The following is a 20229-nucleotide window of genomic DNA, read 5'->3' on the forward strand; positions in this document are numbered from 1 at the left end:
CGAGTACTTAGACGAACGGGTGGTGCTACACGTATCCGCGGTCGATCAATTCGTACAATTCGTCATCACTGCGACTCTCGGCACCACTTCGGCTCTCGGCACCACTTCGGCTCTCGGCACCGCTGCGGCTCTCGGCACCGCTGCGGCTTTCCGCGTCGCGGCGGCTTTCCGCTTCGCCGGGGCCTTCCGAACGCGTTTCGCGCACCGCACCCGTGGCGTCGGGCGCCTTCGACTGGAGGAGGGAGAAGATGTGCCGACCGAGCGCTTGAGGAGTGGGGTAGGTGAACGCGACGGTGGCCGAGAGCCGTACACCGGCCGCCGCGGCGAGCCGGTTGCGCAGCCGCACCGCCATCGACGATTCGAAACCCAGATCCTTGAAGGTCTCGGTCGCCCTCGCCGCGAGATCGGCGCCCGCCAGTTCCGGGTCCTTCGCGCTCAGCGCGGCCGCTGTTTCGGCGCACACCAGAGCCAGGACCGATGCCTCCGAAGCCGGTTCCGCCGCCCCGGTTCCGCCGATGGCGGGCCGGTGCGCGGTCGCCCGCGCAGGGGAATCCGGGTCCGTGCCACCGCCGTCCTCGGGTGCCGTCAGCCAGTACCGCTGCCGCCGGAACGCGTACGTCGGCAGGTCGATCCGGCGCGCCCGGTCCGCGGCGAACACCGCCTCCCAGTCCACCGGCACACCGCGCACGTACAACTCGGCCAACGACGCCAGGACCCTGCCGGCGCTCCCGTCGTCCCGGTGCAGGGTGCCCGCCACCACCGGCGAGGCGGCCAGCGCGTCGGCGGTCTCCGCCATCGCCACTTCGAGCACCGGATGCGGGCTGACCTCCACGAACACCCCACCGCGGTCCCGCATCAGGTGCTCGACGACCTCGCCGAAGCGCACCGTCGAGCGCAGGTTGTCGTACCAGTACGCGCCGTCGAGCGCGTGCGTGTCCAGCCGTCCCCCGGTGACCGTGGAGTGGAACTCCACCACCGATCCCGTCGGCGAAAGACCCGAGGTGGCCGCGAGCAGACCCGCACGGATGCGTTCGACGTGGTGGGAGTGCGACGCGTAGTCCACCTTGACCCGGCGCACCCGGACCCCGTCCTCGGCCGCCATCGCCGCGAACCGGTCCAGCGCCTCGTCGTCCCCGGAGATCACCACCGACGTCGGCCCGTTGACCGCTGCCGTGGACAGCCGCCCGGACCACTGCGACAACCGGTCCCGAACCCATTCGGGGGAGGCGGCCACCGCACTCATCCCGCCCGAGCCGGCCAGTTCGGTCAATGCCCGGCTGCGTACGGCAACCACCCGCGCCGCGTCCTCGAGCGAGAGCGCACCCGCCACGCACGCCGCGGCGATCTCGCCCTGCGAGTGACCGATCACCGCGTCCGGGACCACCCCCAGCGAGCGCCACACCCGCGCCAACGACACCATCACCGCGAACAGCACCGGCTGAACCACCTCCAGCCGGTCCAGCGAGGCAGCCGACCTGGCACCGGTCACCACATCCACCAGCGACCAATCCACCCACGGCTCCAGCGCCCGCGCGCACTCGTCGATCCCGCCCGCGAAGACCTGCGACTCCGCGTACAACTGCCGTCCCATGCCCACCCATTGGGACCCCTGACCGGGAAACACGAAGACGACCGGGCCCACCGGCCCCGCGGCCACCCCGCGCACCACCCGCGCCGAATCACCGCCCGCCGCCACCAGGTCGAGACCGGCCGTCGCCTCGGCACGCCCGCCGCCGAGCACCACCGCCCGGTGCTCGAACGACGACCGCGTCGACACCAGCGAGTACCCCACGTCGGCCACCGACAGCGACGCGTCCGCAGCCACGAACTCCCGTAGACGTTCCGCCTGTTCGCGCAATCCCGGCGCCGACCGCGCGGACAGCACCCACGGCCGTGCCCCGGAGGCGTCCACGGCGGCGGGGCCCGCATCCGCGACACGGGGGCCGGTCCGCGCCTCGGGCGCCTGCTCCAGGATCACGTGCGCGTTCGTGCCACCCATCCCGAACGCCGACACCCCTGCCCGCCGCGGCCGATCCGGCGTGCCCGGCCAGGGCCGCGGGGCGCGGAGGACCTCGAAGTCCTCCTGGAAGTCCGCGATGGCGGGGTTCGGGGAGCGGAAGTTCAGGTTCGGAACCAGGTGCGCACGATCCACGCACAGCACCGCCTTGACGAAGCCGACGATTCCCGCGGCCGGCTCCAGGTGCCCGACGTTCGTCTTCACCGAGCCGATCACCAGGGGGCGACTGCGGCCGGTTTCCCGGAACACCTCGCGCAGACCGGATATCTCGGCCGGGTCACCGACTCGTGTCCCGGTGCCGTGGGCCTCGACGTAGTCGACGGTGTCGAACGCGACACCGGAGCGTTCGAGGGCGCGGAGCACGGTTGCCGCCTGCGCGCCGGGGCTGGGATCGGGCATCCGCGAGGACGCGCCGCCGCTGCCGACGCTCCAGCCGCGCACCACCGCGTGGATGCGGTCGCCGTCGGCGACGGCGAGGTCGAGCCGCTTCAGCACGACGAACGCCCCGCCCTCGCCTCGGACGAACCCGCAGGCCCGTTCGTCGAAGGTGAAGCAGCGGCCTTCGGGCGACAGGGCGCCCAGATTGGCCAGGCCGAGTCCCCCTTCCGGGTCGGCGATCAGGTGCACGCCGCCCGCGATCGCCATCTCGACCGCGCCGCTCCGGATCCGGTCGCACGCCAGCGCCAACGACACGAGGGAGGAGGACTGGCCGGAGTCCGCGCAAAAACTCATGCCGCGGACGTCGAACAGGCTCGAGATCCGGTTCGCGATCAACGCACCGCTCGAACCGAGCGCGGCGTAGTGGTCGTCCCGGTCGCTGCCGGCCGACTTGCGCAGCAACTCGTACCCGGAGGGCGCGGCGCCGACCACGACATCCACCTCGCGGCCCGCGAGTGCGGTCGCCGGAACCCGGGCGTCCTCGACGGCCTCCCAGGCCAGTTCCAGCCCCAGCCGCTGCACGGGGTCCATCGCGGTCGCCTCGGCCGCGCCCGTGCCGAAGAACTCCGCGTCGAACCCGTCGATGGAGTCGAAGAACGAACCCGAGTTCAAGGTCGCGGCGTCCGGGTGGGACGGGTGCTTCGCGTCGACGGCCCGCTGCTCGGGAAACGTCCCGACGGTCGACGTGCCGTCGACCAACAGGCGCCAGAACTCCCCCGGGTTGTGCACACCGGGGAAGCGGCACGACATACCGATGACGGCGATATCGGTGGCTGCGCCACTCATACGAATCCCTTCCGATTCCCTCGACGCACCGCTCCTGCGGGCCGCACTGCCTTCAGCGCCAGGAGGTCAACAGCTTCAGCAGCTCGTCCGGCGCGTTCATGAAGTCGTGGTGGCCGCCGTCGACGACCCGGATGTCGACCGAATCCGAGTACCGCCGCCACCCCTCCAGCCGGTCGAGGCTCACGTCGGGGTCGTCCCGCCAGTGCAGTACGACGATGGGGCATGCCACCGTGACCGGCTCCGCTCGCCGATACGCGCGCGCGGCGGCGTGGTCGCGAAGCAGCACGGCCAAGCCCATGTCGATCATGTCCGGCCGCGGCTCGATGCCCCGGCCGCGGACGAACGACTCGACCTCGGCGCGCAGCTCGGACTCGGTCATGGTGAGCATGCGATCGGCCGCGGCGTCGTGCGGTGCGGGCTGGCCCGACACGAAGAGGCACTCCGGTCCCGGCAGGCCCGTTTCGGCCAGCCCGACCACGGTCTCGAACGCGGGCAGCGCGCCCGCGCAGTGCCCGAAGAACGCGAACGGCCGGTCGAGCCGCGGCTTCAGGGATTCGACCAGGCCGGCGGCGAGGTTCTCGTAGGTGCCGTAGTGCGGTTCGGCCAACCGGTTCTCCCGGCCGGGGAACTGCACCGGGCAGACCTCGACGTCGTCGATGGCTGCCGGCCAGGCGCTGAAGGCGGAGGCGCCGGACCCGGAGTAGGGGAAGCAGAAGATCCGGGCGGGGTGGTCGCCGGTCCGCGGCCGGACGAACCACGGCGACGCGGCGAGGCTGGAGCCGGAGGTCATGGCGTCTTTCGTTTCTGGGCGACGATGGGGAGGTGGGTCATCCCGGCGATGAAGTACGACCGCAGGTGTTGCGGTTCGCCGTCGAGTTCGATCGATTCGAATCGCTGGAGCAGCTCCTCGAAGAAGATGCGCAGGGTCTGCCGGGCCAGCGGTCCACCGATGCAGTAGTGCGGCCCGAACCCGAACGCGACGTGGCGGTTCTCCCGCCGCGTGACGTCGAATCGGTGCGGATCGGTGAACTGGGACTCGTCCCGGTTGGCCGACCCGATCCACGCGACGACCGCGCCCCGGGCCGGGATCGTGCCTCCGCCGATCTCGACGTCGTCCACCGCGTACCGCATGAAGTTGCACGCCGCCGACGTCCAGCGCAGCCCCTCCTCGACCAGGGACGGGACCAGCGACGGATCGGCCTGCACCTTGGCGAACTGCTCGGGCCGCTCGACGAGCGCGAGCACCGTGCCCGAGACGGTGTGCGGCGTCGTCACGTTGGCGCCCAGGAGCAGGCTGTAGCCGTCGAGGGCGATCTCCTCGTCGGTGAGCGGCGCGTCTCCCGCCCGGACGCTCATCAGGTGGTCGAGCAGGCTCCCGTCCTCGTCTCCGGCCGACCGCCGCCGTTTGACCCATTGGGTGACGTAGGTGACGAGTTCGTGGTGCGAGATGGCCAGCGTCGCGGCCTCGCTGCCGTGCTTGAAGTGCGGGTCCGAGGGGGCCGTGACCATGGCGGTCAGTTGTACGAGCTCGTCCCAGTCCCGCTCCGGGATCCCCATCAGCGGGCCCGCGACGATCATCGGGAGGCGGTGCGCCTTCTCGGCCAGGTCGAAGGTGTCGCCGTCGAGCGCCGGTTCCAGGAAGCGCACGATCGACTCCCGGATCCGGTCCTGCCAGGACGCCACCGCCCGCGCGGTGAGCTTGGCGCCGATCGCCCTGCGCACCTGCGTGTGCCGCGGCGGGTCGGTGGACGTCATCAGCTTGCCCGCCGCGACGTCGTCCTCCCCGAGATGGGTCACCACCGTGCCGCGCTCCGAGGTGAACTCCCGGTGGTCGCCGAGCACGCGGCAGACGTCCTCATAGCGGGTCACCGACCAGAACTCGCGTCCGTCCGGCAGGACTTGGTGGTGCAGGGGTGCCTTCGCCCGCATCACGTCCCAGATCGGGTGCGGATCGCCCGAGGTGTACAGGTCCAGGTCGAACAGGTCGACGCGGTCGAGGTCGATGTCGCGCCCGTCACCCGGAGTCAGCCTCACGTCCGTACCCTCCCCTGCTCGATCAGTTCGGCGACCCGGGCCGGGGTCTGCGCCAGGTAGAAGGCGCGCACGGACAGGTCGACGCCGTAGTCCTGGGACACCCGGTCGATGATCTTGATCCCGATGAGCGAATTCCCGCCGATCGCGAAGAAGTCGTCCTGCGCGTCGACCTCGCGACCGTCGAGGTACTCCCCCCACAGCGCCGAGATCTCCCGCACGAGTGCCGTCGGCGCACTCGACGGCGCGGCTCGTCCTTCCGACTCCTCGTCCTGCCCGTCCTGTTCGTGAACGCGCGGCCACGATTCCATTGCCAGCCTCTCCTTCCTCCGCCGAACGGGAGGGCGTGCCCGCCCACGCCATTGCCGGCCGCATTTCGCTGTCCCACCGGCGAGACAAATCTTTGGATGGCCGAAAGCGAGTATTCCGTGATTCCCATCCCGCGGCCGCGATGCCGCGGAGCCCGGGGTGAAAAGCAGCCGTGAACGAACCACCGCTCGAAGAGCGGGACGGTGAACGGCCGTCGGGGGCAAACTCGCGACGCCAACATAAATGGCCGGGGAAACCCGGTGCAAGGGACGACGGTACCCACACCCTCCCGGGCGTCGATGTCCCGCCGACAGGACAGTAATACCCGGGAAAGCATTGACTTCGGCGGTGCGGGTGATTCCTTTATCGCCGAGAAATCGATTCCGGAATTCTCGACGCCGCATTGCGCCGGTCTCGACGGGTCGAGGTCACGAACGCTTCTTGAACGTGGAGACCGCCCACACGTACCCGAGGAGGGCGAGCCCGACGCACCAGGCGACGGCCGCGATCGCGTCGCCGCCGGACGGATCGCCCTTCAGCAGCCCCCGGAGCGTCTCGATGATCGGGGTGAAGGGCTGGTACTCCGCGAACTGCCGCGCGCCCGCCCCCATCGAGTCGGCGGGCACGAACGCGCTGCTCAGGAACGGCAGCATGATCAACGGTACGGTGGCCAGGCCCGCCGACTCCGCGGTCTTCGCGGCCAACCCCACGGCGACCGTGAGCCAGCTCGCCGCGACGGTGAGCAGCACGACGAGACCGAGCACGCCGAGCCAGTCGAGGGCGCTCGCGGCCGGGTCGAACCCCATCGCGAAGGCCACCCCGACGATGGCCACGTTGGCCACCAGACAGCGCACCGTGGTGACGAAGACGTGCCCCGTCAGCACGGCGCCCCGGGAGACGTCCATGGCCTTGAACCGGTTGATGATGCCCTTGGTCATGTCGTCGTTCACGGCCGTCGCGGTGGACCCCAACCCGTAGCTGACGGCCATCACGAGCAGCCCCGGCGTCGCGTAGTCGATGTAGTCCTCGCCGACGCTGAACGCGCCACCGAGCACCTTGACGAACATGACCATGATCACGATCGGGAACAGGACCGCGTTGAACACCACGAGGGGGTTGCGCACGGAGTGCTTCAGGTTGCGGCGCAACATGATCGCCGAGTCGGCCCACGCCGTCGAGACACTGCTCACTGGGCGATCGCCTCCGCGCTCGTGCGCCCGGTCAGGGCGAGAAAGACGTCGTCGAGGTCCGGTGTGTGCACGGAGAACTCCAGGGCGTTGATCGTGTGTTCGTCGAGCCGGTCCAGCAGGGCCCGCAGCGACTTCGAGGCACCGTCGCTGGGCACCCGCAGGGTCAGCTCCTGGTCGTCCCTGGTGGCCCCGGCCAGGATCCGCGCCGCCGCGTCGAGTTCACCGAGATCGGCGAACCGGAGCCGGACGTGGGTACCGGGGACCTGGCGCTTGAGCTCCTCGGGAGTGCCTTCGGCGACCAGCCGGCCCTGGTCGAGCACCGCGATCCGGTCGGCGAGCTGGTCGGCTTCCTCGAGGTATTGGGTGGTGAGGAAGATGGTGGTGCCGGCGGCCACCAACTCGCGGACGATCGCCCACATCGTGCGCCTGCTGCGCGGGTCCAGCCCCGTTGTGGGCTCGTCCAGGAAGATGATCCGCGGGCTGCCGACCAGCGTCATCGCCAGGTCCAGCTTCCGGGACATCCCGCCGGAGTAGGTGGAGGCCCGCTCGTCGGCCGACTCCGCCAGGTCGAACCGCTCCAGCAGCCGCGCGACCACCCGGTCCCCGGAGGGCACCCGCTTCAGGTCCGCCATCAACCGCAGGTTCTCCCGGCCCGACAGCAGTTCGTCCACCGCGGCGAACTGACCGGTGACGCCGATGGCCGCGCGCACCTTCCGGATCGCGCTCGCCACGTCGTGCCCGGCGACGCGCACCGTCCCGGCGTCGGCTTTCGACAACGTCGCCAGGATGTTCACCGTCGTCGTCTTGCCCGCCCCGTTCGGGCCGAGCATGGAGAAAACCGATCCCTCGGCAACCTCGAAGTCGATGCCGTCGAGCACGACCTTGTCACCGAATGCCTTGCGCAGCCCGGAAACCGCGATAGCCGTACGCGTCATGCGCCCACCGTCTCCACCGATCCCGACACCGACCCGTCACACCCTTGCCCGGCCTGCCGGCAGCTCGCCGCAGATCGGAGCACCGCACAACCCGCGGGCGAACACCCGACACCGCCCTATAGACCGCGGGCGGATTCCGCCTCGATCAGGTCCAGCACCTCCCGCGCGCGATCGACCAGGTACATGTGATCGCCCGGGAACTCCGCATAGCCGAAGGCTTCCGTGGTCGCGTTCCGCCACTCTCGACCCTGTTCCGCGGTGACCAGGCCGTCCGAGTCGCCCCTGATCGAGAAGATCGGCACCGACACCGGATCGTCGGTGCTCGGGACGTAGTTCTCGTGCATTTCGCAGTCGGCCTGCAACACCGGGAGGATCAGTTCCCGCATCTCCGGGTGATCCAGGGCCTCGTGCCGGAACCCGGCGAACTCCTCGACCCGGGCCAGGAACTCCTCGTCCGGAAGCCCGGTCGCCCGCCTCTCCCGCTGCGTCCACGGCCCGGGCGAACCGCTGACGACCAGCCGCTCCACGCGCACCCCGCGCGCGCCGAGCAAGGGCACCAGCTCGTACGCGAGGACCGCGCCCAGGCTGTGCCCGAACAGCACGGTCCGGGTGCCTTCGCCGAGGTCCGCGACGATGTCGTCGACCGAGTTCTTGGCCGCCTCGACGACGTTGCGGTACGGCGTCTCCAGAATCCGCCGCTCCCTGCCGGGCAGCTCGACCGAGACCACGCGCCACCGCTCGGCGGACAGCGCCCGCCACGGGTGGAAGAACGAAGGCCCCGCTCCCGCGAACGGCACGCACAACAGCGCGGTCCGGTCCCGGTCTTCCGCGGACATGCCGGGTCCTGTCACCCCGACCAACCCCAATCACGCATTCGATGGTTCGTTGAACCGGCTCCGGGAGATCGATGTCCGGTCATTTCGCCAGCTTGCGGTTGATGACCTCCATGACCTCGGCCACGGGCGCGGGCATGTTCATTTCGTGGTGCGTGGCGCGCACGTCGTGCACCTCGATGTCACCGAGGACGTACGGCCGCCACAGGTGCGCGTACAAGTCGTCCTTGAGCGTCGCGCTGAAGAACAGCACATCGCCGCGGTAGACCGGCGATTCGAATTCCATGATGTGCGACGTGTTGTTGGCCAGGACCTTCGACATGGTGTCGAGGAACTCCTGCCGGTTGTCGGTGCCGACGTACTGGCCGAAGAATTCCTCGAGTTCCGCCCGGTAGTCCGACAGGGTCTTGCCGGCGTGGATCTCGGTGAACCCGTGTCCTCCCGGCTGGGAGTCCAGGACGGCCGCGAGGGCGACCTCGTGCCCACGTCGGTCGAGCCCCGCCGCGACGGCCGGCACCAGGGTCCCGCCGTAGGACCAGCCGATGAGGTGGAAGGGCCCTTCCGGCTGGATCTTCAGCATCTCGTCGATGTAGTCGTCGACCATCTCCTCCACGGACCCCGCCAGCTTGTCCACGCCGTCGGAGCCGCGGGACTGCAGGGCGTAGGCCGGCCGGTCCCGCACGTGCGTCACGAAGCTGAAGTACGCCCAGCCCAGCCCGCCTCCCCCGTGGAAGAACCACAGGGGCTCCTTCCCGGTGCCGGGATCGGTGTTCAACGGCAGCACGACCGCGAACGGGTCGGCGTTGTCCATCGGGATGCCGCCGATGAGCACCAGCGAGGCCAACTCGGCCACGGTGGGGTACTTGATGATCGTCCTGAGCGGGATGTCGACGTCGAAGTCCTTGCGGATGCGGACGCTGAGTCGAGTGGCCAGGAGCGAGTGCCCGCCGAGCGTGAAGAAGTCGTCGTTGATCCCGATCCCCTCCCGGCCCAGCAACTCGGCGAAGAGGGCGCACAACTTCTCTTCGTTGACGTCCCGCGGCCCCTGGCCGGCCGCGGTGTTCGTGTGCTCCTCCGGCAGTGCCCGTCGGTCGAGCTTGCCGTTCGGCGTCAGCGGAATCTCCGACAGCACGATCACCGAGGACGGCACCATGTAGTCCGGGAGGCACCCACGCAGGTACTCCGTCAGTTCGGCCGGCAGCGCACCGGTCGACGCGTCGTCGAGGACCCGGCGCTCCCCGTCCACCGCGTGGCCGGCCTCGACCGGCGCGGCGGCGGGCACCACGTAGCCCACGATCCGCTTGTCGCCCTCCTGGTTCGCGCGCACCACCACCGCCGCCTGCGCCACCCCGGGATGCCCGGCCAGCACATGCTCGATCTCACCCAGTTCGATCCTGAATCCCCGGATCTTCACCTGGAGATCGGTGCGCGCGATGTACTCGAGCTGACCGTTGCGGTTCCACCGCGCCAGGTCCCCGGTGCGGTACATCCGCTCACCGGCGGGGCCGAACGGGCAGGGCAGGAACCGCTCCGCGGTCAGGTCCGGCCGGCCCTGGTACCCGCGGGCCATCCCGGCCCCGGCGATGAACAGCTCGCCCTGCACTCCGCGCGGAACCGGGCACAACCGCGCGTCGAGCAGGTACACCCGGGTGTTCCCGACCGGCGACCCGATCGCCACGCCCGCCCCGGCCTTCACCGGTGCCATGGTCGACCACGTCGTCGTCTCGGTCGGGCCGTACCAGTTGCCCACCTCGGCGGCCTGATCCGCGAGCGTCTCGGCCAGCCGCACCGGCACCGCCTCCGCGCCGGTGATGATCCGCAGACCCTTCGCGGCGTGCGGCTCGTGCGTCAGCAACATCTGCCAGAACGCGGGCGTGGCCTGCACCACGGTGACCTCGTGCCGGCGGATGAAGGCCACCACGGCCGACGGATCGGTGACGGTGTCCTTCCCGGCCATCACCATCGTCGCGCCGGAGACGAACGGGAGGTACAGCTCGGTGTTCGCCATGTCGAACGACACCGTCGTGCTGAACAACATGCGGTCCGCGGACGACAGCGGGAACCGCCGCTGCGTGGTGGCGATGAAGTTCGCCACCGCGCCGCGCGGGATCGCCACTCCCTTCGGGGTCCCCGTCGACCCCGACGTGTAGATGACGTACTGGGTGTTCTCCGGCCGGACGATCACCTCGGGCGCCGAGTCCGGATAGCCCGAGCAATCCGCACCGGCCAGCGCGTCGGCATCGAGCACCAGCAACGGATCCGCCTGCTCGAGCACGTCGTCGATCCGCGAACGCGGATGGTCCGGATCCACCGGGACATAGGCTCCGCCGGCCTTCAGCACCGCCAGCAGCGCCACCATCAGGTTCACCGTCCGGGGCAGGCACACGGCCACCAGCGACTCGGCCCGCACACCGCGTTCGACCAACCAGTGCGCCAGCCTGTTCGAGCGCGCGTCCAACTCCCGGTAGGTGAGCGACTCCTCCTCGGTGATCACGGCAAGTGCCGCCGGCGTCGCCTCCACCTGCCTGCGCACCGCCTCCACCAGCCCCGACTCCAGGGTCGGCTCGGCGGTGTCGTTCACCTCCACCAACAGCCGCTCCCGCTCGCCCGCCGCGAGCACGTCGACGTCCCCGACGCACACGGCCGGGTCGGCGGCCACCTGTTCCAGGACACGCGTGAACCGGGCGGCCATGGCCTCGACCGTGTCCCGGTCGAACAGCTGGGCCCCGTACTGGATGTCGCCGTGCAGCGTCCCCGATTCGTCCATGGTCATGCTGAAGTACAGGTCGACCATGGTCTTCGAGGTGAGGGCCTGCTGGAACTCCACCTCCAGGCCGGGAAGTCCCAGGGTCGGCCGCTCGTAGTTCTGCCAACCGCACATCACCTGGAACAGCGGCCGATACGCCGCGGAGCGGTCCGGGTTGAGCGTCTCGACCAGCACGTCGAAGGGCAGGTCCTGGTGCTCGTAGGCCGCCAGCGCCTTGTTCCGCACCCGGGTGAGCAGGTCGGTGAACGACGGGTCACCGGCGAGGTCCACGCGCAGCACCAGGTTGTTGACGAAGCACCCGATCAACTCCCCCAGCGCTTCGTCGGTTCGGCCGGCGATCGGGGTGGCGATGGGCACGTCGTCGCCGCCGCCGAGCTTGCTCAGCAGCACGGCCAGCGCGGCCTGCAGGACCATCGACATGGTCGTCCCGCGCTCGGCGGCCAGCTTCTCCAACCCGGCCGCCACCTCCGGTGTCACCGCGAAGCCCACCGCGTCGCCCTGCGTACTGACCTCCACCGATCGCGGGCGGTCCAGCGGCAGGTTCAGCGGCTGCGGCGCCCCGGCCAACTCCTCGCGCCAGTACTCGATCTGCGCCGCGGCGAGACTGTCCGGGTCGGCCACGTCGCCGAGCACCTCGCGCTGCCACAGCGTGTAGTCCTTGTACTGCACGGGCAGCGGCTCCCACCCCGGCGCCCGACCGTCCAGGCGGGCGGTGTAGGCCGCGGCCAGGTCCCGGGCCAGCGGCGCGCCGGAGCTGCCGTCCGTGGCGATGTGGTGGATCACCATCACCAGTACGTGCTCTTGTGGCGAGCAGCGGAACAGGTTCGCCCGAATGGGGATTTCGGTCGCCAGGTCGAACCCGTGCGCCACCGCCTCGTCGACCGCGCCGGACACCTCCTCGGGCGCCACCTCGACCACCGGCAGCCGAAGCTGTGCCAGCGCCTGAGCCACCGGCAGGATCCGCTGATGCGGCTCACCGTCGTCGTCCGTGACGTACGTGGTGCGCAGGATCTCGTGCCGGTCGACCACGTCGTGGATCGCCGCGACGAGGGCGGCCTGGTCCAGCGACCCGGTCAGCCGGAACGCCGCCGACATGTTCCAGGTCTCCCCGCCCTCCAGTTGGTGCAGAAACCAGTAGCGACGTTGTCCGAACGACAACGGAATCATTGCTTCACTCCTCTACGATCATCCTGCGCAGACTGGGGCGACGGGGAGCGGCCGGTTGCTCCGACCACGGTGCGAGCGCGGCCACCGTCGGCAGGTCGAAGATCTTGCGGATGGGTATCTCGATCCCCATCTCGGCCCGGACGCGGCTGATCAGCCGGGTGGCGAGCAGGGAGTGCCCACCGAGCGCGAAGAAGCTGTCGTCGATGCCGACCCGGTCCACGCCGAGCACCTCGCCGAACAGCGCGGCCAGCGCCTCCTCGCGGGGGGTACGGGGCGCGCGGTAGGCGGTGCCGGTGTACTCCGGCTCGGGCAGCGCGGCGCGGTCCAGCTTGCCGTTGGGCATCAGCGGCAGCCGGTCCAGGAGCATGAACGCGGCCGGCACCATGAACTCGGGCAGCCGCTCTGCGGCGAACCGGCGGATCTCCTCGGCGTCGGTCTCGCCCGACGGCACCACGTAGGCGATGAGCCGCTTGCCGATGCCGCTCCCCCGGGCGACGACGGCGGCCTGGGCGAGTTCGGGGTGCGCGGTCAGCGCGGCCTCGACCTCGGCGGGTTCGATCCGGAAGCCGCGCACCTTGACCTGCGCGTCCCCGCGGCCCACGTACTCCAGGTGCCCCTCGGCGTTCCGGCGGGCCAGGTCACCGGTGCGGTACATCCGCGAGCCGGACGGACCGAACGGGTCGGCGACGAAGCGCTCGGCGGTGAGTTCGGCGCGGCCGTGGTAGCCGCGGCCCACGTTCCCGCCCACGTACAGCTCGCCGACCGTCCCCGGCGGCACCGGGGCCAGGCCCGGGCCCAGGACGTAGGTCCGCATGTTGCCGAGCGGAGTGCCGATCGGCGCGCTGCCCGCCCGGTCCGGCGGGTCGCCGGGGACGGTGAAGGTGGTGGCGTAGAACGACTCGCTCTGCCCGTAGGCGTTGACGACCCGGACGCCCGGGAAGGCGGCCCGAGTCTTGTCGACGAGCGAGGCGGGCAGGGCCTCGCCCGCGAAGACGATCGTCTCCACGGCGGTGCGCTCGGCGATCCCGTCGACGAGTTCGGCGAACGCGGACGGCACGGTGGAGATGACGCTGCCACGCCAACCCTCGCGTTCGCCCAGGACCAGGACGTCCCGGACCACTTCGACGACTCCGCCGCCGGCGAGGGTCGTGAAGATCTCGAACACCGAGACGTCGAAGTTGATCGAGGTGCCCGCCAGGAGCCGCTTGCCCGGCTCCATGCCCACGCGGGAGGCCAGCCGCAACACGCCGTTGACCACGTTCGCGTGCGTGATGGCGACCCCCTTGGGCCTGCCCGTGGAGCCGGAGGTGTACATCACGTACGCCAACTGCTGTGCGTGGGTGGGCCGTTGCTGGTCGCAGCCGACGTCGGACAGGTCGAGCGTGTCGAGCAGGACGTCCGGGGCGTGGTGCGCCGGCAGCACCGCGACCGTCGCGGAGTGCGTCAGGACCAGGCACGGTCGCGCCGCCTCGAGGATGGCCTGGAGGCGATGGCCGGGGTACTTGGGGTCGACCGGCAGATAGGCGCCGCCCGCCTTCAGGATCGCGAGCAGGCCGACCACCAGGTCCGCCGATCGCGGCAGCGACACCGCGACCACCGACTCCGGGCCCACTCCGCGATCGGCCAGTTCGCGCGCGAGGCGATCGGCCCGGGCGTTCACCTCGCGGTAGGTGAGCGACTCGCCCTCGGCGATGACGGCGACCTCGTCCGGGGTCCGCGCCGCCTGTGCCTGGACGAGCCCGTGGATGGTGACGTCCGGAGTGGGCACCGCGGTGTCGTTGGACTGCGTGAGAATTCGATCGCGTTCGGCCCGCTCCAGGATGTCGACCCGGGCGACCACCGACCGGGGGTCGGCCGCCAACTGCCGCAGCACGCGGACGAGGCGGGCCGCGTAGACCTCCACCGTGTCCCGCTCGAAGACACCCGTCGCGTACTGGAGGGTGAGCTGGAGGTGCGGGTCGGCCGCCGCCATCAGGGCCAGCGGATAGTTGGTGGCCGAGGACGGGCGGAAACCGGTGAAGGCGATCCCGTCCGCGGCGTCGGCCGCGGCGGCGAGGCCGTCCCGGTCGATCGGGTACGACTCGAAGACGACCAGCGTGTCGAACAGCGACGACAGGCCGACGGAGCGCTGAATCTCCGTGAGCCCGTGGTGGTGGTGCTCCAGCAGATCGGCCTGCCGGCTCTGCAACCGGGTGAGGACCTCGGCGAGGGTGTCGCCGGGTGCGTACTCGACGCGGACCGGAATGGTGTTGATGAACATCCCGACCATCGAGTCGACGTCCGGCACCGCGGACGGGCGCCCGGAGACGGTGGCGCCGAACAGCACGTCCCGGCGGCCGGTGAGCCCGCCGAGCAGCAGCGCCCAGGCACCCTGCACCAGGGTGTTCACGGTGACGCCCAGTTCGGCCGCGCACCGGCCCAGTTCGCGCGCCTCGTCGGGCAAGAGCGCGACGTCGACCTGGTCGACGCCCTCGGGGTCCGCGCCCTCGGAGCCGGGAGCCAGCAGCGTCGGCTCCTCGACCCCGGCGAGCTCGGCGGCCCACGCCCGTGCCGCCTCGTCCCGGTCCTGCCGGACGCGCCAGGCCAGGAACTCGCCATAGCCGCGCGTGTCGGGCAGACCGGCCGGGTCGCCGTCGGCCGCGTAGAGCAGCAGCAGGTCGCGCATCAGCAGCGGTGTGGACCAGCCGTCGAACAGCACGTGGTGCGCGGTCAGCACGAGTTCGGCCCGACCGGGCTCGGGGACGACCAGTGCCAGCCGCATCAGCGGCGGGGTGCCCATGTCGAAGTGGGCCGCCCGGTCTTCGGCGAGGAAGCGCTCGAACGCCTCGGTCCGCTCCGCCTCGCCGGCCGCGGTCAGGTCGAGGTATTGCCAGGGCACGGTCACCCCGGCCGCCGGCACCACCTGCACGACGTCGCCGTCGGCCCGGTCGACGAACGCCGCGCGCAGGCCGGTGTGGCGCTCCGACAGTGCCTGCCCGGCCCGGCGCATGCGTTCCGGGTCGACCTCGCCGGAGAGATGGAACACCAACTGCATGTGGTAGGCGTCGAACGACGTCCCGGCCAGCGCCGTATGGAACAGGATCCCGGACTGCGCCGGGGTGGTCGGCCATATCTCGGTCAGCCTGCCGAACCGGGCCTCCCAGGTGTCGATCTCCTCCTGACGCACCTCGACCAAAGGCGCGTCGGTCGGGGTCAGCCCGCCCGCGTCGGGGGTCTCGGCGTGCCCGGCCAGCGCGGTCGACGCCTGGAGCCACAGCCCGGCCAGCTCGGTCACCTCCTCGCGGGAGAGCACACCGGTGGGGAAGCCGAAATAGGCGGTCAGCTCGTCACCGTCGACGGTGGGCGTGACCACCGCGTTGATCTCCAGGGCCGACAACACCGGCATGTCCGGGTCCGGCGCGGCGATCAGGTCCCGGTGCGTGCCGTCGAAGGCCCAGCCCGGGCCGCGCGGGTCCGCGGGAAGATCCGCGTCGGAGGTCCGGCCGAGGTAGTTGAAACCGATCTGCGGTTCCCGTTCGCCGGCCAGCGCGGCGGCGGTGTCGTGGTTGAGCCTGCGGAGCAGGCCGTAGCCGATGCCGTTGTCCGGCACCGCCCGCATCTGCTCCTTGACCGCCTTGATCGCCCGGCCGGCGGCCGGACCACCGGCGAACGCGTCCGCCACATCGATCCCGGCCAGGTCCAGCCGCACCGGGAACGACGAGGTGAACCAGCCGATCGTGCCGGACAGGTCCGCGCCGGGCACCACATGCTCCTCCCGGCCGTGCCCTTCCACCCGCACCAGCGCCGAGAATCCCGACCCGGACCCGCCCCGGATCAGGTGCCGGCGGGCCAGCGCCAGCGCCAGCCCGGCCAACAGCCCGTCGTCCGCCCTGCCGCGGAACAGCGCGGGCACCGTGGTCGTCAGGGTCTTGGTGACATCCGCCGGCACCCGGACCCGCACGGTGTCCACGGTGGCCGCGACATCCCGCGCGCGATCCAGCTCCCGGGCGCCCAACACCGGCTCGTCCGCGCGCAGGATCCGCTGCCACACGGGCAGTTCGGCCCTGCGCTCCGGAGCGGCCGCCTCGTCGACCAGGGCATGCGCCCACCGGCGCAACGAGGTGCCCGCCGGTGCCGGTTCCGGGGTGCGGCCGGCGCGCACCCGCTGCCAGGCGGATGCCAGGTCCGGGACCAGGATCCGCCACGACACCCCGTCGACGACCAGATGGTGCAGCACGATCAAGAGCCGGTCCGCACCGGGGTCGCCGGCGGTGAACCACACGAACTGCGCCATGACACCCGCGTCCGGGTCCAACCGGTCCGCGGCCGCGTCCAGTTCGGCCCGCACATCGGCGTCGCCGCCGGCGACCTCGCGCAGCAGCGCGCCGACGTCGACGCCGCCGGGCGGCTCGATCCACAGGCCGGGCGGTGTGCGATCGAGCCGGGACCGCAGCACGTCGTGCCGATCCAGCACGGCGCCCACCGTGGCGAGCAGCCCCTCCCGGTCGATGCCCTCCGGCAGGGTCACCATGCCGGACATGCAGAACCGACCGATGCCGCCGCCCAGTGCGAGAACGTGCGCCGCCATCGGCGGCAGCGGGGCCCAGCCGACGCCACCCCCCGGCAACTCGGCCAGGGCCGAACCCTCCTCGTCCCGCTCGCCCTCCCGCTCGGCCACCAGTGCCGCGAGTCGGGCAACCGTGCGGTACTCGAAGATCTCCCGCACGCTGACCGCCATGCCGCGGGCCTTGGACCGCGCGACGACCTGGACGGAACGAATGCTGTCCCCGCCCAGGGCGAAGTAGTCGTCGTCGATGCCCACGCTCTCCAGGCCGAGCACTTCGGCCAGCAGCGCGCACAAGGTCTCCTCGCGCCGGTCGCGCGGCGCGCGGCCGGTCGACACCTGCGCGTAGTCCGGCGCCGGCAGCGCCCGCCGGTCCAGTTTCGCGTTCGGCGTCAACGGGATCTCCGCCAGCGGCACCAGCGCGGAGGGCACCATGTAGTCCGGCAGGCGCTCGCGCAGGTACTCGGGCAACTCGGCGAGCAGCGCGGCGATCGCCTGATCGGGGGTCGGGTCCCGCTCATCCGCCCCGGCGCCGGCATCGGCGAGCGCGGCGTCCGCCTTGGGCACCACATAGCCGACCAGGCGCTTGTCGTCCTGCCGGTCCTCACGCACCACGACCACCGCCCGGGCCACTTCGGGGTGCCCGGCGAGCACATGCTCGATCTCCCCCGGCTCGATCCGGAACCCCCGGATCTTCACCTGGAAATCGGTCCGTCCGACGTACTCCAGCCGACCGTCCCTGCTCCACCGCACCAGGTCGCCGGTGCGATACATCCGCGCGCCGACGGGACCGAACGGGCAGGCCACGAACCGCTCCGAGGTCGACTCGGGGCGACCGAAATAGCCCCGGGCCAACCCGTCGCCGGCGATGTACAACTCGCCCTGCACCCCACGCGGGACCGGCCCCAGCGCGGAGTCGAGCACGTACACCCGGGTGTTCCCGATCGGCGCCCCGATCGCCACGCCCGCCCCGGCCTCGACGGGTGCCATGGTCGACCAGATCGTCGTCTCGGTCGGACCGTACACATTCGACACTTCGGCGGCCTCGGCGACGAGCGTCTGGGCCAGCCGGGCCGGCAACGCCTCACCGCCGACCAGAATCCGCAGACCCCGCGCGGCGGTCGGCTCGTGCGTCGCCAGCATCTGCCAGAACGCCGGAGTCGCCTGCACGACGGTGACCGCGTGGCGGCGCAGCATCGCCACGACGGCCGACGGATCGGAAACGGTGTCCTTCCCCGCGAGCACCACCGCCGCTCCGGAGATCAACGGCAGGTACAGCTCGAGTGCCGCGATGTCGAACGAGATCGTGGTCACCGCGAGCCACCGGTCCGCCGTCGACAGCGGGACCCGCCGGCTCATCGTGGCCAGGAAGTTCGCCAGCGCGCCGCGGGAGACCGCCACGCCCTTCGGGTTCCCCGTCGAACCCGAGGTGTAGATGACGTACGCGGTGTTCTCCGGCGACACGCGCACGGCCGGTGCCGAGTCCGGATACCCGGAACAATCCGCACCGGCCCACGCGTCGGCGTCGAGCACGAGCGCCGGGCGGGAGTCCTCAAGGATGTAGTCGATCCGCGAACCCGGGTGGTCCGGGTCGATCGGGATGTAGGCGGCACCCGCCTTCGCCACCGCCAGCAGCGCGACCACCAGATCCGCGGACCGGGGCAGCCGCACGGCCACCGACGACTCCGGCCGCACCCCGCGGTCGATCAGCCAGTGCGCGATCCGGTTGGCCCGTGTGTGCAACTCCTCGTAGGTGAGCGAGCTCTCCTCGCCGACGACGGCGACCGCGTCCGGGGTCGCGTGTGCCCACCGGGCCACCGTCTCCACCAGGCCCGGCTCGAGCGTCGGCTCGACGGTGTCGTTCACCGTGCGCAGCAACCACCCGCGCTCGTCCTCGCCGAGCACGTCGAGGTCTGCGACGCCCACCCCCCGATCGGCGGCCACCTGCTCCAGGATGCGCACGAATCGGTCGACGATGTCGACAGCCGTGGCATGGTCGAACAGTTCCGTCGCGTACTCGAGTCGTCCGTGCGCGCGCCCGGACGCGTCCGGGACGATGTTGACGTACAGGTCGAACTTCGCGGTGTCGGTGCCCAGCGGGACGGGAGTGGCCCGCAGCCCCGGCAGCTCGATCGGCGGCCACAGGAACTGCCACGCCAGCATCACCTGGAACAGCGGCTGGTAGGCGGTGGAGCGTTCCAGGTTGAGCAGTTCCACCAGTCGCTCGAACGGGACGTCCTGGTTGTCGTACGCGGCGAGCGACTTGTCCCGCACCTGGTCCAGCAGTTCGCCGAACGACGGGCTCCCCGACAGGTCGGCGCGCAGCACCCAGGTGTTGATGAAGAACCCGATCAGATCGGCCAGGGCATCGTCGGTGCGTCCCTCGATCGGGCTGCCGATCGTCACGTCCGTACCGCCGCCCAGCTTCTGCAGCAGCACCGCCAGCGCGGCCTGGGCCACCATCGGCGCCGTGGCCCCGCGATCCGCGGCCAGCTTCCCGATCCCGGCGAGCACCTCGGGTTCCAGCTCGAAGGAGACATGGCCGCCGCGGTGGCCGGCGACCGTCGGCCGGGGTCGGTCCAGCGGCAACTGCACCGGCTGCGGAACCCCGGCCAATTCCTGCCGCCAGTAGTCCAGTTGAGCTGCGGCGAGGCTCTCCGGGTCGGCTTCGTCGCCCAGCAGCTGCTGCTGCCACAGCGTGTAGTCCTTGTACTGCACCGGAAGCGGTTCCCAGTCCGGCGCGCTCCCCTGCCTGCGGGCCGAGTACGCCGACACCAGGTCGCGCAGGAACGGCGCCATCGACGACCCGTCCGCGGCGATGTGGTGGAACACGAACACCAGCACGTGCTCGCGCGGAGCGACCCGGAAGACGGTCGCCCGCAGGGGCAGCCCCGCGGCCAGGTCGAACCCCTCGCACGCGAGTTCGTGCAGCGCGGCGTCCACCGCGTCCGCGGTCGTGTCGACCACCGGGACCGGAAGCACCGCCTCCGCCGCAGCCAGGATCCGCTGCTCCGGCGTGCCGTCCGCGTCCTCCACGATCAAGGTGCGCAGACTCTCGTGCCGGGTGAGCACGTCCGTCACCGCCGCGGCCAGGGCCGCCGTGTCCAGTGCGCCCTCCAGGCGCAGCACGAACGGGATGTTGTAGGTCGCGGACGGGCCTTCCAGACGATGGAGGAACCACAGCCGACGCTGGGCGAAGGACAACGGGATCAT

Annotated in this window: 9 protein-coding genes; all 9 read right to left on the minus strand. The window is 71.1% G+C overall.

Annotated elements, in window-relative coordinates:
- Positions 1-25: 25 nt before the first annotated feature.
- The 9 genes from ACWCPW_RS27515 to ACWCPW_RS27555 all read right to left on the minus strand — a co-directional run bounded on the left by ACWCPW_RS27515 (position 26) and on the right by ACWCPW_RS27555 (position 20229).
- Positions 26-3241: a type I polyketide synthase gene (locus ACWCPW_RS27515; protein WP_449764274.1), complete on the minus strand. Its 3216-nt coding sequence runs from the start codon at positions 3239-3241 to the stop codon at positions 26-28.
- A 52-nt stretch (positions 3242-3293) separates the two neighbouring features.
- A complete protein-coding gene (locus ACWCPW_RS27520) occupies positions 3294-4031 on the minus strand; it encodes a thioesterase II family protein (RefSeq protein WP_449764275.1) in 738 nt (245 codons plus the stop codon).
- Entirely contained in the window at positions 4028-5275 is a 1248-nt protein-coding gene (locus ACWCPW_RS27525; RefSeq protein WP_449764276.1) for a cytochrome P450, read from the minus strand. Before ACWCPW_RS27525 ends, ACWCPW_RS27520 begins: the two co-directional genes overlap by 4 nt.
- Positions 5272-5583: a phosphopantetheine-binding protein gene (locus tag ACWCPW_RS27530; RefSeq protein WP_449764277.1), complete on the minus strand. Its 312-nt coding sequence runs from the start codon at positions 5581-5583 to the stop codon at positions 5272-5274. The genes ACWCPW_RS27525 and ACWCPW_RS27530 overlap by 4 nt, the downstream gene beginning before the upstream one ends.
- Positions 5584-6009: 426 nt before the next feature.
- A complete protein-coding gene (locus tag ACWCPW_RS27535) occupies positions 6010-6771 on the minus strand; it encodes an ABC transporter permease (RefSeq protein ID WP_449764278.1) in 762 nt (253 codons plus the stop codon).
- Complete coding sequence (locus tag ACWCPW_RS27540) at positions 6768-7706, minus strand: ATP-binding cassette domain-containing protein (RefSeq protein ID WP_449764279.1); 939 nt, start codon at positions 7704-7706, stop codon at positions 6768-6770. The genes ACWCPW_RS27535 and ACWCPW_RS27540 overlap by 4 nt, the downstream gene beginning before the upstream one ends.
- Positions 7707-7822: 116 nt before the next feature.
- Positions 7823-8542 (minus strand): thioesterase II family protein, encoded by a 720-nt coding sequence (locus ACWCPW_RS27545; RefSeq protein WP_449764280.1) that lies wholly within the window; start codon positions 8540-8542, stop codon positions 7823-7825.
- 79 nt (positions 8543-8621) lie between these two features.
- Complete coding sequence (locus ACWCPW_RS27550; RefSeq protein WP_449764281.1) at positions 8622-12473, minus strand: non-ribosomal peptide synthetase; 3852 nt, start codon at positions 12471-12473, stop codon at positions 8622-8624.
- A 4-nt stretch (positions 12474-12477) separates the two neighbouring features.
- Positions 12478-20229: an amino acid adenylation domain-containing protein gene (locus tag ACWCPW_RS27555; protein WP_449764282.1), complete on the minus strand. Its 7752-nt coding sequence runs from the start codon at positions 20227-20229 to the stop codon at positions 12478-12480.

The sequence above is a fragment of the Embleya sp. NPDC001921 genome, assembly GCF_053594475.1.